The following is a 13,224-nucleotide window of genomic DNA, read 5'->3' as shown; positions in this document are numbered from 1 at the left end:
TATAGTCGTACTGACCATAGTCAGAGTGACCATAAAAATGGCGGTGAGCAGGAGGTGGGGGCGTGCGCGGGAAGGAGAGCCGTGCGCCGGGCGGCACAGCACCGGAGGGCTACGACAAGTACGCGTTCGAACCCTTCGCCGTCACCGTCGACCTGGCCGTCCTGACGGTTCGTGCCGGCGCGCTCCAGGTGCTGCTCGTCGAGCGCGGCCAGGAACCCTACGCGGGCCGCTGGGCACTGCCCGGCGGCTTCGTGCTGCCGCACGAGTCGGCGGAGGCGGCGGCCCGCCGCGAACTCGCCGAGGAGACCGGCCTGTCGGACCTCTCCGGACTCCACCTGGAGCAGCTGCGCACCTACAGCGAGCCCGACCGCGACCCCAGGATGCGCGTCGTCTCCGTCGCCTTCGCCGCGCTGCTCCCGGACCCTCCCGAGCCGCGCGGCGGCGGCGACGCCGCACAGGCCCAGTGGCTGCGGTTCAACGCGCTGGGCCCGCTCGCCTTCGACCACGACCGGATCCTCGCGGACGCCCACGAACGCGTCGGCGCCAAGCTCGAGTACACCTGTCTCGCGACGTCCTTCTGCCCGCCCCGCTTCACCCTCGGCGAGCTGCAGCAGGTCTACGAGACCGTGTGGGGCACCGCCCTCGACCGGCCCAACTTCCGGCGCAAGGTCCTCGCCACGCCCGGATTCGTCGAGCAGGTCCCCGGCGCCGCGCGCCTCACCGGCGGCCGCGGCAAGCCCGCCGCGCTCTACCGCGCGGGCGACGCCAAAGCCCTGCACCCGCCCCTGCTGCGTCCCAGTTCGGAAGGACGGCCCTGATGACCGCCACGACTCTCGCCAAGCGCGCCGCCACCGGATCTCTCATCGGCCTCGCCCTCGGCGACGCGCTCGGGTACCCGACCGAGTTCAACTCCGTCCCCGCGATCCTCGACAAGTGCGGGCCCTGGCGGCAGATGGCGCTGCCCACGCCCGCGAAGGTCACCGACGACACCCAGATGACGCTGGCGCTGGCGCGGGGGCTGCGCACGGCCATGGACCGCGGACTGCTCGGCCCGCTGCGGATGGAACGGCCGGTCCGCGAGGAGTTCGTGGACTGGTACCAGTCGCCCGACAACAACCGCGCGCCCGGCCGCACCTGCCTCGTCGCCTGCAACCTCCTCAAGAACGAGAAGCGCCGCTGGCAGGAGGCCAGCCAGATCGGCTCCAAGGGCTGCGGCGCCAACATGCGCGTGGCTCCCGTCGGACTGGTCCGCGGACTCAGCGACGAACAGCGCGCCGGTGCCGCGCAGCTCCAGGCCGCGCTCACCCACGGACACCCCACCGCCCTCGCCGCCGCGGACCTCACCGCGCAGGCGATCTGGCTCCTCACCCAGGGCGTCGAGCCGATGGGCCTCGTCGGCCGGCTGCGGTCGTACGCGTACGAGAACCGCCACCGCTACCACTCCCGCTGGCTCGGCGACCTGTGGACCTACAGCGAGGACCCCACGCCCGAGGCGTACATCACCCGAGGCTGGGACGAGTGCCTCGCCGCCCTGGACCAGCTGCGGCACGCCGTGCGGACCGTCTCGCCCGAGAGCGACCCCTGCATGGCCACCGGCGGCGGCTGGATCGCCGAGGAGGCCCTCGCCACCGGCCTGCTGTGCTTCCTGCTCTTCGTCGACGAGCCCCTCACCGCGCTGCGCCGGGCCGCCTGCACCTCGGGCGACTCCGACTCCATCGCCTGCCTGACGGGCGCCTTCGCCGGCGCCTACCACGGTTCGGACGCCTGGCCGACGGCCTGGGCCGACCGGATCGAGTACCAGGGCGACCTCATGTCGCTGGGGGCGCTCTGGGACGCTTGACGGATGACGGACGTCCTCGACATCGACCTCAAGGCCGTGGTGGCGCAGCAGCCCGACCCGGTGCTCTTCGCCACGGTCTCCGGAGCCCACCTCTACGGCTTCCCCTCGCGCGACTCCGACGTCGACCTGCGAGGCGTCCACCTGCTGCCCGCCGCCGAACTCGTCGGCCTGCGCGAACCGGAGGAGACCCGGTCGCGCATGTGGTTCGAGGACGGTGTCGAGATGGACCTCGTCACCCACGACCTGCGCAAGTTCGTCCGGCTGATGTTGCGGCGCAACGGCTATGTGCTGGAGCAGCTCCTGTCCCCCCTGGTCGTGCACACCACCGAGGCGCACCGCGAGCTGGTCTCGCTCGCCCCCGCCGTGCTCACCCGCCATCACGCCCACCACTACCGGGGCTTCGCCGCCACGCAGTGGCGGCTGTTCGAGCGGACCGGCGAACTCAAGCCGCTGCTCTACACGTTCCGTGTGCTGCTCACCGGCGTCCATCTGATGCGCAGCGGTGAGGTGCAGGCCCATCTGCCCACGCTCGTCGGGTGCGTGGCCGAGGCCCCCGCCCGGCTGCCCGACCTGATCGCCGCGAAGGCGGAGCGGGAGCACGGCGCGGCCGACGTCGACCGCGCGCGGGTGCGGGACGACGTGGAGCGGTTGCACACCCTGCTGGACGAGGCCCAGGACGCCTCGGCGCTGCCCGACGCCTCAACCGCCCACGACGCCCTGCACGATTTCGTCGTCCGGGTCCGCCTGGAGGGCTGAGGCGCGGCGCACCCGGACCAGGAAGTCCTCCACGCGGGCCCGGTCCGGCTCGTACGGGAGGGGACTTCCCGCGGCCGCCTCGTCCGTTTCCGCCGCCAGCCGGGACATCCAGGCCTCCACCCGTTCCCACGGGACCTCGCCCCGCTTCACCGCGAGGAGCGGCTCACGCTGCTCGCCCACGTCGATCCGGAGCTCGCCGGTGCGCAGGAGATCGCGGCACGTCGTGAGGAGGCGCAGCAGGTGCATGGCGTGCTTCCAGCGCGGGGCGCCGTGCCTGCGGACGTCGGCGTCGAGCTTCTTGCGCTGCCCCATGGCGTAGCGCGCGAACGTCTCGTGCGCCTGACGGGACAGGAAGGCCTCGCGCAGGGAGAGCAGCTCGCGGCCGGTGGCGTCCGCGTACTCGACGAGCGGGGAGTGCAGGCACTCCAGGACGTTCGGGTTGGCGCGCAGCGCCAGGGTGCAGAACCGCTCCAGCTCCCAGCTGAACTGTTCCTCGGCCGGGCCCTCCACATGCGTCGGCGGCTTCTCGAAGCGCCAGAAGAGCGGAGTGGGGACGAGGAACACGCCCCGGCGGTCGGTGTCGCTGGTGTCGGTGGCCAGCCCGAAGGCGCGTGAACCCATCACGCAGGAGTAGATCGTGTGGTCACGCACCAGGGCCGCGGCATCCATTCCTGGAGCGTACGTGTCGCCTCAGGTCAGCCGGATCGAATTCCCTTCGACGGTGATCTTCTTGGCGGGCAGCGGACGCGGAGCCGGGCCGGCCTTCACCGCGCCGTCCACGACGCTGAACTTGCTGCCGTGGCAGGGGCAGTCGATCAGGCCGTCGACCACGCGGTTCACCGTGCAGCCCTGGTGGGTGCAGATCGCCGAGAAGGCCTTGAACTCGCCCTTCTTCGGCTGGGTGACGACGACCTTCTGCTCCTTGAAGATCTTGCCGCCGCCCACCGGGACGGCGGCCTTCGTGGTCAGCTCCTTGCCGCCGGACGCCGCCGCGGACGGCGCGGGCGAGGCGGCCTTCGACGTGTCCGCCATCGGGGCCTCCGAGGGAGACGACTCCGACTCGCTGCTGCTGTTGTCGCCGTATTTGCTGCATCCCGCGAGCAGTGCGGCCGTCCCTGTCGCGAGAACCGTGCGCCGCGTCGAGCGGTTGGTCATGTCGTCACTCCGAACGTACGGAAGAACCAGAGGGCAGAGGTCAGCCAGATGGCCGTGAGCACGGCGAAGACGAGGCCGCCGATGATCGGCAGCAGCCAGCCGGGCAGGCGCTCCGAGCGGAGCAGCAGCATCTTGGCACTGAAGGCGCCGAAGAAGAAGCAACCCAGGAGGGAGTGCCACAAGACGCGCGATTCGTACGTCTGATAGCCCAATGCGTACAGACAGTGCACGGCGACCGGGACGGCCACGAGGAAGGCGATGCGGCCCGACCAGCGGTGCAGCGCCGGCGCCCAGCGCGGGCCCGGCAGTCTGCCGTAGACCATGAACGCCGAGACGACCTGGACGAGCGCGAAGAAGAAGGCGGTCGTCGCGAGCCAGGACTTCACGGCGCCCGTGCTGCTGAAGCCGGCGATGTTGAAGGCGGTCCCGGCCGGGTCGTGCGCCTTGCCGTAGGCGCCCAGCCCGACGGCGACCGCCGCGGCGACCAGCGCCGGGACGAGGTAGCGGGCCGGGTGCGAGCGGCGGTGGACGGGCCCCGGCGAGGGGAAGCCCTGGGTGGCGGCGTTCGGGTCCACGGTCATATCGGTTCCCTGGTCAGGAAGGACGGGGGTCCGGCGGGGGCGGGACGGGTGCCGGTGGTGCGGGAGCGGGAGCGGGGCCGCGGGCGTTCGCGGAGCGTCGGCGGGGGCGGGACGGGGAGCACTGTGCGGGTACCGGTCCCGGTACCGGTCGGGGTGCGGGTACCGGTGCCGTCGCGCGGCGGCGGACGGAGCCCGGTGCGGGTCAGGGAGTGACGGGCTTCGCCGTGATCGTCCGGCCGTCGACCGTCACGGCACCGGTCTCCGGATCGATCCTGGGCGCCGTGGACGGCCTGCCGTCGCGGTCGAGGACGCCGACCTGCCGGCCGCCGGGCAGCACGATCCAGCCGCCGTCGATCTTCGCGCCGCGCACCGTGGCGGTCGCCCGGTACAGGCCGGACGGCTTGACCGCCTTGTCGGCGGTGAATCCGTAGCGGTGCCCGCCCAGGTCGACGGTCCCGCGGATCCGCCTGCCGTCCTGGAGGGTGCCGTCGAGCTCCGCGCCGTTCTTCCCGGTGAGCTTCATGGTGCCGTCGTCCTCGACGTCGCCCTTCAGCCAGGACTCCTTGTCCCGTCCGTCGCAGAAGTAGGCGATCGCCCGGTCGTCGCGCAGTGAGACGGCGACCGCCGACGAGTCGTCGTCGGTACGGCCCGCGTAGTCGGCGTCGGCCGCGGCGCTCCGGGACGGGCTCGCGGACGCCGTCGACGGCGCGGCCGGGGACGCGGGCGCGGATTCGGTCGGGCCGGCCGTCGCGCCGGGCGACACGGCCGTGGCGGGTGGTTCCTCCTGGGCCGAGGACGCGTTCCTCGTCCCCGTCGTCGCGTTGAGCGACAGCAGGAACACCCCGAGCAGCAGTCCCGCCAGCAGGGTGAGAAGGGGTCCTGGACGCTTCATGCGGGTCATACGGGCCTCCCCCGAGGCGAGCCTCCTGCCATGACAGCGGACCCGCGCCCCCGCGTCCAGAGGCGCACAGCGGCGTTCTCACCACAAGTGGCGGAATACGGCGATTCGCGTGAGATTGGCAAGGTCTGAGGCCGGGAGGCGACCTGCCCCCGGCCCTCCTCTGGAAAGGCGTGACCATGGCGGGTAACGATCTCGGCAGCCTGCTCGGCGGCCTCCTCGGCGGCTCCGGCCAGAGCGGCGCCGCGGGCGCCTCCGGCGCGGGCAACATCCTCGGCGCCCTGCTCGGAGCCCTGAGCGCCGGCGGCTCGGGTGCCGCGGGCGGCAATCCGCTGGGCGGCCTGCTGGACATGCTCACCAAGGCGGGCCTGGCGGAGCAGAAGGACTCCTGGGTCGGCACGGGCGAGAACCAGTCCGTGACGGGCGCGCAGATCCAGCACGCGCTGCCCGACGACGCCCTCAAGCAGGTCGCCGACGAGGCCGGGATCACCACCGACCAGGCCGCGACCCAGATCGCCGAGAACCTGCCCCGGGCCGTCGACAAACTGACGCCCGAGGGACAGCTGCCCGCCGGGTCCCTGGAGGACCTCATCAGGGCGCAGAACCTCTGAGAACCACCGGTCCGTAGGGGGCGTCCGCTCGTCTCGGCAGGCGGGCGCCCCGCACCCGCGCGTCGCGGGCTGACTACGCTGGTGCGTTCAGACAGGTACGTACATCAGCGAGGAGCATCACCGTGGCGGTACGAGCGGTCCGGGGCGCCGTCCAACTGGAACGGGACGAGGCCGGGCACATGGACGAGCAGGTCAGCGAGCTGCTCACCGCCATCCTGGAGCGCAACGCGCTCACCGCGGACGACCTGATCAGCATCTGGTTCACCGCCACGCCCGACCTGCACAGCGACTTCCCGGCCGCCGCGGCCCGGGGACTAGGCATCGTCGACGTCCCGCTGATCTGCGCGCAGGAACTGGACATCGAGGGCGCGATGCCCCGGGTCGTACGGGTCCTCGCGCACATCGAGTCCGACAAGCCGCGCGCCGACGTGGTGCACGTCTACCTCGGCGCCGCCGGCGCACTGCGCAAGGACATCGCCCAGTGAGGACCGCACTCGTCATCGGGACCGGGCTGATCGGCACCTCGGCGGCCCTCGCGCTGGCGGCCCGCGGGGTCGTCGTCCACCTCGCCGACCACGACCCGGAGCAGGCCCGTACGGCGGCGGCGCTCGGCGCCGGCACGGACGAGCCGCCGCAGGGGCCCGTCGACCTGGCGATCGTGGCGGCGCCGCCCGCGCACGTCGCGGCCACGCTCGCGGACGCCATGCGCCGCGGGGTCGCGCGCGGCTACCTCGACGTCGCCAGTGTCAAGGGCGGACCGCGCCGCGAGCTGGAGGCGCTCGGCCTCGACCTGTCCTCGTACATCGGTACGCATCCCATGTCGGGCCGCGAGAAGTCGGGCCCGCTGGCCGCGACGGGAGACCTCTTCGAGGGCCGTCCCTGGGTGCTCACCCCCACCCGCGACACGGACACCGAGGTCCTGAACCTCGCCCTGGAGCTGGTGTCGCACTGCCGTGCCGTGCCGGTCGTCATGGACGCCGACGCCCACGACCGGGCCGTCGCCCTCGTCTCGCACATGCCGCACCTGGTCTCCAGCATGGTCGCCGCGCGCCTGGAGCACGCGGAGGAGGCGGCGGTACGGCTCTGCGGGCAGGGCATCCGTGACGTGACCCGCATCGCCGCCTCGGACCCGCGGATGTGGATCGACATCCTCTCCGCCAACCCGGGGCCGGTCGCCGACCTCCTCGCGGACGTCTCCTCCGACCTCGACGAGACCGTCCAGGCGCTGCGCTCCCTCCAGTCCTCCGACGAGGCCAAGCGCCGCGAGGGCGTCGACGGCATCCAGGACGTGCTGCGCCGCGGCAACGCGGGCCAGGTCCGGGTCCCCGGCAAGCACGGTTCGGCTCCGCGCGTGTACGAGACCGTGGCCGTCCTCATCGACGACCAGCCCGGTCAGCTGGCCCGCATCTTCGCGGACGCGGGGATGGCCGGGGTCAACATCGAGGACGTACGCATCGAGCACGCCACCGGCCAGCAGGCCGGACTCGTCCAGCTGATGGTGGAGCCCAAGGCGGTGCCGGTGCTGAGCGCGGCGCTGCGCGAGCGGGGCTGGGCGCTGCGGCAGTGACGGCCGCCGGGCGGGACGGGCCGCGGCCGTGGCCGTCCCGCGTTCCGTGGCGGTGACCCCGGCGGCCGGGCGCGCTTCCCGGGGCGCGGCAGAGCGTCCGCGGGCGGGCACGGCGGCCGGTCCCGGCGTGGGCCGGTGATCCGGCCGCGGGAAGGGCCAGTGATAAGGGGTCCGCGAAGCCAGTAACCTTGGGCGGGGCGCGATCGTGCCCCCATACCCATCACCCCGTACCAGGAAGGTGTCCGTCACCGTGGAAAAGGCCGCCCGGACCGCTCCGGCTGTGATTGTCGCCATCGACGGCCCCTCCGGCACGGGCAAGTCGAGCACCTCGAAGGCCGTCGCCGCGCAGCTCGGCCTGAGCTACCTGGACACGGGGGCCCAGTACCGGGCGATCACGTGGTGGATGGTGAGCAACGGCATCGACGTCGCCGACCCCTCCGCGATCGCCGCCGTGGCGGAGAAGCCGGAGATCGTCTCCGGCACCGACCCGTCCGCGCCGACCATCACGGTCGACGGGACCGACGTCGGCGGCCCGATCCGCACGCAGGAGGTCACCTCCAAGGTCAGCGCGGTCAGCGCGGTGCCCGAGGTGCGCGCCCGCATCACCGAGCTCCAGCGCTCGCTCGCCGCTTCCGCCGTGTACGGGATCGTCGTCGAGGGCCGCGACATCGGCACCACCGTGCTGCCGGACGCCGACCTGAAGATCTTCCTCACCGCCTCTCCGGAGGCCCGTGCCGCCCGCCGCAGCGGTGAGCTGAAGGGCGCGGACGTCAACGCCACGCGCGAGGCCCTCATCAAGCGGGACGCGGCCGACTCCAGCCGCAAGACGTCCCCGCTGGCCAAGGCGGACGACGCGGTCGAGGTGGACACCTCCGACCTCACGCTCCAGCAGGTCATCGAGTGTGTGGTCACCCTCGTCGAGGAGAAGCGGGCCGCCAAGTGACCGCACCCTCCGAGAGGGGCGCCGAGGTCGGGCGCCGCATCGGCGTCGGCCTGATGTACGGGCTGTGGAAGCCGCGCGTCCTGGGCGCCTGGAAGGTACCCGCGACGGGCCCGGCGATCCTGGCCGTGAACCACTCGCACAACATCGACGGACCGATGGTCATGGGTGTCGCGCCCCGGCCCACGCACTTCCTGATCAAGAAGGAAGCGTTCATCGGGCCGCTCGACCCCTTCCTGCTGGGCATCGGCCAGCTGAAGGTGGACCGTGAGACCACCGACCGCACGGCCATCACCCAGGCGCTCGGCGTCCTGGAGAACGGCGGCGTCCTCGGGATCTTCCCGGAGGGCACGCGCGGCGAGGGCGACTTCGCCTCGCTGCGGGCCGGCCTCGCGTACTTCGCGGTACGCAGCGGAGCCCCGATCGTGCCGGTGGCGGTGCTGGGAAGTTCCGACAGGCGGGGCCGGTTGATAAAGGGGCTGCCCCCGCTGCGCAGCCGGGTCGACGTCGTCTTCGGCGACCCGTTCGACGCGGGCGACGGCACCGGGCGGCGTACGCGCAAGGCGCTGGACGAGGCCACCACCCGCATCCAGAAGCATCTGAGCGCCCATCTGGACGAGGCCCGGCGTCTGACCGGACGCCGGGAAAACGCCGGGCGCCCCACCGGGCACTAGGCGACACTTGAGTAGTGGATCTCCCGGAGGCGGGCGGTCCACCGATCACCACGAATGAACGACGAGGTACGGACTTCATGAACGACCACATCCAGCCCGAGGGCTCGGCAGAGCACGACCACGGGGCACTCGGCGACGTCGAGTACGCGGAGTTCATGGAGCTCGCCGCGGAAGAGGGCTTCGACATCGAGGACGTCGAGGGCGCGATCGAGGAGGCGGGCCACGGCCCGCTGCCCGTCCTCGCCGTCGTCGGCCGTCCCAATGTCGGCAAGTCGACCCTGGTGAACCGGATCATCGGCCGCCGTGAGGCGGTCGTCGAGGACAAGCCGGGCGTCACCCGTGACCGTGTCACCTACGAGGCCGAGTGGGCGGGCCGCCGCTTCAAGGTCGTCGACACCGGCGGCTGGGAGCAGGACGTCCTCGGCATCGACGCGTCGGTGGCCGCGCAGGCCGAGTACGCGATCGAGGCCGCCGACGCGGTCGTCTTCGTCGTCGACGCCAAGGTCGGCGCCACCGACACCGACGAGGCCGTCGTCCGCCTGCTGCGCAAGGCGGGCAAGCCCGTCGTCCTGTGCGCCAACAAGGTGGACGGCCCGAGCGGTGAGGCCGACGCCTCGTACCTGTGGTCCCTCGGTCTCGGCGAGCCGCACCCGGTCTCCGCGCTGCACGGCCGCGGCACCGGCGACATGCTCGACGCGGTCCTGGAGGCGCTGCCCGAGGCCCCCGCGCAGACCTTCGGCTCCGCCGTTGGCGGACCGCGCCGCATCGCCCTCATCGGCCGCCCGAACGTCGGCAAGTCGTCGCTGCTCAACAAGGTGGCGAACGAGGAACGCGTCGTCGTCAACGAACTCGCGGGCACCACCCGCGACCCGGTCGACGAGCTCATCGAACTCGGCGGTGTCACCTGGAAGTTCGTGGACACGGCGGGCATCCGCAAGCGCGTCCACCTCCAGCAGGGCGCCGACTACTACGCCTCGCTGCGCACGGCCGCCGCCGTCGAGAAGGCCGAGCTCGCCGTCATCCTGATCGACGCGTCCGAGATGATCTCCGTGCAGGACCAGCGCATCGTCACCATGGCGGTCGAGGCGGGCCGTGCGATCGTCCTCGCCTTCAACAAGTGGGACACCCTCGACGAGGAGCGCCGCTACTACCTGGAGCGCGAGATCGAGACCGAGCTCGGCCAGGTGGCGTGGGCGCCGCGCGTCAACGTCTCGGCGCGCACGGGCCGTCACATGGAGAAGCTCGTCCCGGCGATCGAGACCGCCCTGGCCGGCTGGGAGACCCGCGTCCCGACCGGCAGGCTGAACGCCTTCCTCGGCGAGCTGGTCGCCGCCCACCCGCACCCGATCCGGGGCGGCAAGCAGCCCCGCATCCTGTTCGGCACGCAGGCGGGCACCAAGCCCCCGCGGTTCGTGCTCTTCGCCTCCGGCTTCATCGAGCACGGCTACCGTCGCTTCATCGAGCGCCGGCTGCGCGAGGAGTTCGGCTTCGAGGGCACGCCGCTGCACATCTCGGTGCGGGTGCGCGAGAAGCGCGGCGCGAAGAAGAAGTAGCAGACATGAGGAAGGGCCGGCTCCCCCGGGGAGCCGGCCCTTCCTCATGGGCGGGGTCAGAGACCCCGACGCGGTGCGGGCGGCAGCGCGGCGGGGACGTGGTGCCACCCGGTGCCGTGCTGCCGCCCGCTCGGCTGCCAGATGGCCGTCGCCGTCGTGGTGTGGCCCTGCTGCACGGCACTCTGCCGCGCGGAGTGCGCACCCGCGCTGTAGGAGTTGTACGAGCTGGACGCGCCGTACGAGGTCGCACCGCGCGGCATGCTCCCGAAGGCCGTGAAGCCCATATCCTCTTCGCCGTGCCGGTCGCCGGGCAGGGTCCTGAAGGTCCTGAGCCACTCGGCGTACAGCGCGTCGTAGATCGGCGTGGCCGATGGACCGCCCGAGGTGTCCTGAGCCGATCGCGCGGGCGCGTCCGGCTGGAAGGGCCGGCGGCGGGGGGCTTCGTAGGTGTGCACGTATGTGCCAACGACCCCGCCGCCCAACGGATGCGGCCACCACGTCGCTTTCGCAGGTCAACCGGAGTGTGCCCGGCGCACTTTCGCGCCCGGGCTCCCCGGGGGCCGGCTCAGGTGCCCGCGAGCGGCATGGTGGCGGCGACGAGCTTTCCGTTGGCCGCCGCCTTGTCCAGCGCGTCGCGCAGCAGGTCCTCGCGGGGCTGGCGGCCGATCGAGCCGACCGGGGCCGCGAACAGGAGCACCTGCTGGTGCTTGTTGGCGGCCGACCGCCAGCTCTCGGCGACCTGGAGCGCCTGGTGGGCCTGCCACCAGGCGACGGGGGAGCCACCGCCGGTGCCCGGCTGGAGCACGGCGTGCAGCTGGCCCATGGCGAGCAGCACGGACCAGCCGTGCAGGACCGGGGGCACCCCGTTCACCGCGGTCACCGGCATGAAGCCCTGCTCGATGAGGAGGGGGAGGAAGTCGTCGCCGATGTCGGTCGAGCCGGGGCGCACGATGGGGCCGGTCGGCTCGACGACGAGCGCCGGGTGCAACTCGCCGTTGATCAGCACGAGTCCGCTGGTGACACCCAGTACGGCCTGCTCCGGAACGAACTCGGTGGGGATGCCGTCGGGGTGGATCGAGCGGACGGCGCCCTGCAGCTGCTCCTCGGTGACCTGCACGACCTGCGAGGGCAGGCAGGTGGCGTGGGCGAAGGCGAGGACGGCGGTCTCGTCGCCGATGAACAGGACGGTGCTGGTCCGCTCCTGTTCCGAGTCGCCCGGGGTGCGGCAGGACGTGCAGTCGTAACTGCCGGGGGCGTTCTCTCCGGCGAGCAGCCGGTCGGCTTCTTCGTCGCCGATCTCGGCGCGTACGTCGTCGCTGACGTCGAGCATGCGCGGCACGGTGGCTCCTCGGGAATGCGGTGCGTGGTGATGCCGGGTGGCTCCCGGCCCATGAACCCGGGGGATCCCGGCTCATGAAGATGACAACGGGCGATCTGTGGCCGGAGTCACGCCCGAGCGCGAACGGAATCGAACCATCCGACGCCCAGGGTGAGATCGCCTGCGGAATCGGTCACTCCCAGTCAACTTGTCGGAATGCCAGGGAAGTTGAGTCGGTGAAGTGGGTCACAGATCGCGAAGATGACGGGTCGATAAATCCTGAAATCACCCAATGAAGTGGGTGGCCGAAAATCGACGATACTCGCGGTAACGGCTAACTGGCCTCGAATGACAAGGAGTTGGTTGATATCGGGGCGGTCGGCTCCCTAGATTCCTCCGCCGTGTGCAACGAGCACCGCTCGGGCAGGTCCGCCGGCCGAACCATCCAGCTCTCAGTACAGCCTCCGGCGGACGGGGCGGAGCGCGCCGACCGCGTCCCATGCGCGGGCCGTCGCGCCCCGCCCTGGGGGACCCCGGGTGTTTCGAGAGGGAATTACATGTCCGAATGTGCCGAGAACACCCATCAGGCTCGTACGGCCGGCAAGGCCCGTACGACGGCGGTCCTCGCCGGGGCGGCACTCCTCGCCCCGCTCGGACTGCTCGCCGCGAGCGGTGACGCCGCCGCGGCCGACAGTGGAGTGTGGGACCGCATCGCGCAGTGCGAGAGCGGCGGCAACTGGCACATCAACACCGGCAACGGCTACTACGGAGGGCTCCAGTTCTCCGCGGGCACCTGGCGCGCGTACGGCGGCACCGCCTACGCGTCGAGTGCCGACCAGGCCTCCAGGAGCGCGCAGATCGCCGTCGCCACCAAGGTCCAGCGGGCGCAGGGGTGGGGCGCGTGGCCCACCTGTGCGGCGCGCGCCGGAGCCTACGGAAACGCGCCCGCGTCCTCGGGCGCCGGATCGGCCGCGGGGACGGCCGCCACGAAGTCGACACCCAAGTCGGCCCCGTCGAAGCCGAAGCCGTCGAAGACGCCGGCACGGCCGTCGGGCCACACCAACCGTGACGCGTCCCGCGGTGACTACACCGTCCGCAGCGGCGACACGCTGAGTGGTATCGCCCAACGGCACGGCACCACCTGGCGGAAGGTCTACGCCGCCAACAGGGCCGTCATCGGCGACGACCCCAACCTGATCGTGCCCGGGCTGCGGCTCGACCTCTGAGTCGCACTCCCCCTCGTCCCGGGCATGCGGCCCCGCCCGGTCCTCCGACCGGGTGGGGCCCCGGCCGCACCGGGCGCGGCTCGACCGGCTGGACGGAGGGGCCGC

At 72.2% G+C, this 13,224-nt stretch carries 16 protein-coding genes; 10 read left to right on the top strand and 6 right to left on the bottom strand.

Features of this window, described 5'->3' with window-relative positions:
* Positions 1-62: 62 nt before the first annotated feature.
* From BKI49_RS07095 to BKI49_RS07085, 3 genes are read left to right on the top strand one after another with little or no spacing between them, the layout of a single operon-like run.
* On the top strand, positions 63-818 hold the full coding sequence (locus BKI49_RS07095; protein ID WP_095933331.1) for an NUDIX hydrolase: 756 nt from the start codon (positions 63-65) through the stop codon (positions 816-818).
* On the top strand, positions 818-1,840 hold the full coding sequence (locus tag BKI49_RS07090) for an ADP-ribosylglycohydrolase family protein (RefSeq protein ID WP_095933330.1): 1,023 nt from the start codon (positions 818-820) through the stop codon (positions 1,838-1,840). Before BKI49_RS07095 ends, BKI49_RS07090 begins: the two co-directional genes overlap by 1 nt.
* A gap of 3 nt (positions 1,841-1,843) precedes the next feature.
* Positions 1,844-2,596, top strand: coding sequence for a nucleotidyltransferase domain-containing protein (locus BKI49_RS07085; RefSeq protein WP_095933329.1), 753 nt, complete (start codon positions 1,844-1,846; stop codon positions 2,594-2,596).
* Here BKI49_RS07085 and BKI49_RS07080 read toward each other — a convergent pair.
* The 4 genes from BKI49_RS07080 to BKI49_RS07065 all read right to left on the bottom strand — a co-directional run bounded on the left by BKI49_RS07080 (position 2,540) and on the right by BKI49_RS07065 (position 5,224).
* Positions 2,540-3,265 (bottom strand): nucleotidyltransferase domain-containing protein, encoded by a 726-nt coding sequence (locus tag BKI49_RS07080; RefSeq protein ID WP_095933328.1) that lies wholly within the window; start codon positions 3,263-3,265, stop codon positions 2,540-2,542. The two genes, BKI49_RS07085 and BKI49_RS07080, sit on opposite strands and share 57 nt — an antisense overlap.
* A 21-nt stretch (positions 3,266-3,286) precedes the next feature.
* A complete protein-coding gene (locus BKI49_RS07075) occupies positions 3,287-3,751 on the bottom strand; it encodes a Rieske (2Fe-2S) protein (RefSeq protein ID WP_095933327.1) in 465 nt (154 codons plus the stop codon).
* Positions 3,748-4,332 carry a DUF6529 family protein gene (locus BKI49_RS07070; RefSeq protein ID WP_095933326.1) on the bottom strand — a complete coding sequence of 195 codons (585 nt, stop codon included), beginning with the start codon at positions 4,330-4,332 and terminating at the stop codon, positions 3,748-3,750. The genes BKI49_RS07075 and BKI49_RS07070 overlap by 4 nt, the downstream gene beginning before the upstream one ends.
* A gap of 202 nt (positions 4,333-4,534) precedes the next feature.
* Positions 4,535-5,224, bottom strand: a complete 690-nt coding sequence (locus tag BKI49_RS07065) for a hypothetical protein (protein WP_095933421.1) — start codon at positions 5,222-5,224, stop codon at positions 4,535-4,537.
* Between the two features lie 185 nt (positions 5,225-5,409).
* Between BKI49_RS07065 and BKI49_RS07060 the strand changes: the two genes are divergently transcribed.
* From BKI49_RS07060 to der, 6 genes are all read left to right on the top strand, one after another.
* Positions 5,410-5,841, top strand: coding sequence for a YidB family protein (locus BKI49_RS07060; RefSeq protein WP_095933325.1), 432 nt, complete (start codon positions 5,410-5,412; stop codon positions 5,839-5,841).
* A gap of 122 nt (positions 5,842-5,963) precedes the next feature.
* Positions 5,964-6,326: a chorismate mutase gene (gene aroH / locus BKI49_RS07055; protein ID WP_028805244.1), complete on the top strand. Its 363-nt coding sequence runs from the start codon at positions 5,964-5,966 to the stop codon at positions 6,324-6,326.
* Positions 6,323-7,408, top strand: a complete 1,086-nt coding sequence (locus BKI49_RS07050) for a prephenate dehydrogenase (protein ID WP_095933324.1) — start codon at positions 6,323-6,325, stop codon at positions 7,406-7,408. The genes aroH and BKI49_RS07050 overlap by 4 nt, the downstream gene beginning before the upstream one ends.
* 250 nt (positions 7,409-7,658) lie before the next feature.
* Positions 7,659-8,351: a (d)CMP kinase gene (gene cmk, locus BKI49_RS07045; RefSeq protein ID WP_095933420.1), complete on the top strand. Its 693-nt coding sequence runs from the start codon at positions 7,659-7,661 to the stop codon at positions 8,349-8,351.
* Positions 8,352-8,404: 53 nt separating this feature from the next.
* The gene (locus BKI49_RS07040; protein WP_373557526.1) at positions 8,405-9,022 is read left to right on the top strand and encodes a lysophospholipid acyltransferase family protein; all 618 of its coding nucleotides are present in this window, start codon (positions 8,405-8,407) and stop codon (positions 9,020-9,022) included.
* A gap of 77 nt (positions 9,023-9,099) precedes the next feature.
* A complete protein-coding gene (gene der / locus BKI49_RS07035; RefSeq protein ID WP_095933322.1) occupies positions 9,100-10,575 on the top strand; it encodes a ribosome biogenesis GTPase Der in 1,476 nt (491 codons plus the stop codon).
* A gap of 56 nt (positions 10,576-10,631) precedes the next feature.
* On the opposite strand, the gene BKI49_RS07030 is transcribed toward der, so the two are convergent.
* Complete coding sequence (locus BKI49_RS07030; protein ID WP_095933419.1) at positions 10,632-11,030, bottom strand: hypothetical protein; 399 nt, start codon at positions 11,028-11,030, stop codon at positions 10,632-10,634.
* A gap of 110 nt (positions 11,031-11,140) precedes the next feature.
* Positions 11,141-11,914: a hypothetical protein gene (locus tag BKI49_RS07025; protein WP_095933321.1), complete on the bottom strand. Its 774-nt coding sequence runs from the start codon at positions 11,912-11,914 to the stop codon at positions 11,141-11,143.
* Positions 11,915-12,450: 536 nt separating this feature from the next.
* Here BKI49_RS07025 and BKI49_RS07020 point away from each other — a divergent pair.
* Entirely contained in the window at positions 12,451-13,119 is a 669-nt protein-coding gene (locus BKI49_RS07020) for a transglycosylase family protein (protein ID WP_095933320.1), read from the top strand.
* Positions 13,120-13,224 lie beyond the last annotated feature (105 nt).

It is taken from the genome of Streptomyces sp. Tue6028, assembly GCF_002300165.1.
In the GTDB taxonomy this organism is placed as follows: domain Bacteria; phylum Actinomycetota; class Actinomycetes; order Streptomycetales; family Streptomycetaceae; genus Streptomyces; species Streptomyces siamensis.
Note: the sequence above shows the minus strand (reverse complement) of the source record. Positions and strands in the feature narration are given on the sequence as shown.

What these genes read in the sequence shown, in the direction of transcription:
- BKI49_RS07090 (WP_095933330.1), top strand. Translation starts at nt 818, where the DNA reads ATGACCGCCACGACTCTCGCCAAGCGCGCCGCCACCGGATCTCTCATC.
- BKI49_RS07085 (WP_095933329.1), top strand. Translation starts at nt 1,844, where the DNA reads ATGACGGACGTCCTCGACATCGACCTCAAGGCCGTGGTGGCGCAGCAG.
- BKI49_RS07080 (WP_095933328.1), bottom strand. Translation starts at nt 3,265, where the DNA reads ATGGATGCCGCGGCCCTGGTGCGTGACCACACGATCTACTCCTGCGTG.
- BKI49_RS07075 (WP_095933327.1), bottom strand. Translation starts at nt 3,751, where the DNA reads ATGACCAACCGCTCGACGCGGCGCACGGTTCTCGCGACAGGGACGGCC.
- BKI49_RS07070 (WP_095933326.1), bottom strand. Translation starts at nt 4,332, where the DNA reads ATGACCGTGGACCCGAACGCCGCCACCCAGGGCTTCCCCTCGCCGGGG.
- BKI49_RS07065 (WP_095933421.1), bottom strand. Translation starts at nt 5,224, where the DNA reads ATGAAGCGTCCAGGACCCCTTCTCACCCTGCTGGCGGGACTGCTGCTC.
- BKI49_RS07060 (WP_095933325.1), top strand. Translation starts at nt 5,410, where the DNA reads ATGGCGGGTAACGATCTCGGCAGCCTGCTCGGCGGCCTCCTCGGCGGC.
- BKI49_RS07040 (WP_373557526.1), top strand. Translation starts at nt 8,405, where the DNA reads ATGTACGGGCTGTGGAAGCCGCGCGTCCTGGGCGCCTGGAAGGTACCC.
- der (WP_095933322.1), top strand. Translation starts at nt 9,100, where the DNA reads ATGAACGACCACATCCAGCCCGAGGGCTCGGCAGAGCACGACCACGGG.
- BKI49_RS07020 (WP_095933320.1), top strand. Translation starts at nt 12,451, where the DNA reads ATGTCCGAATGTGCCGAGAACACCCATCAGGCTCGTACGGCCGGCAAG.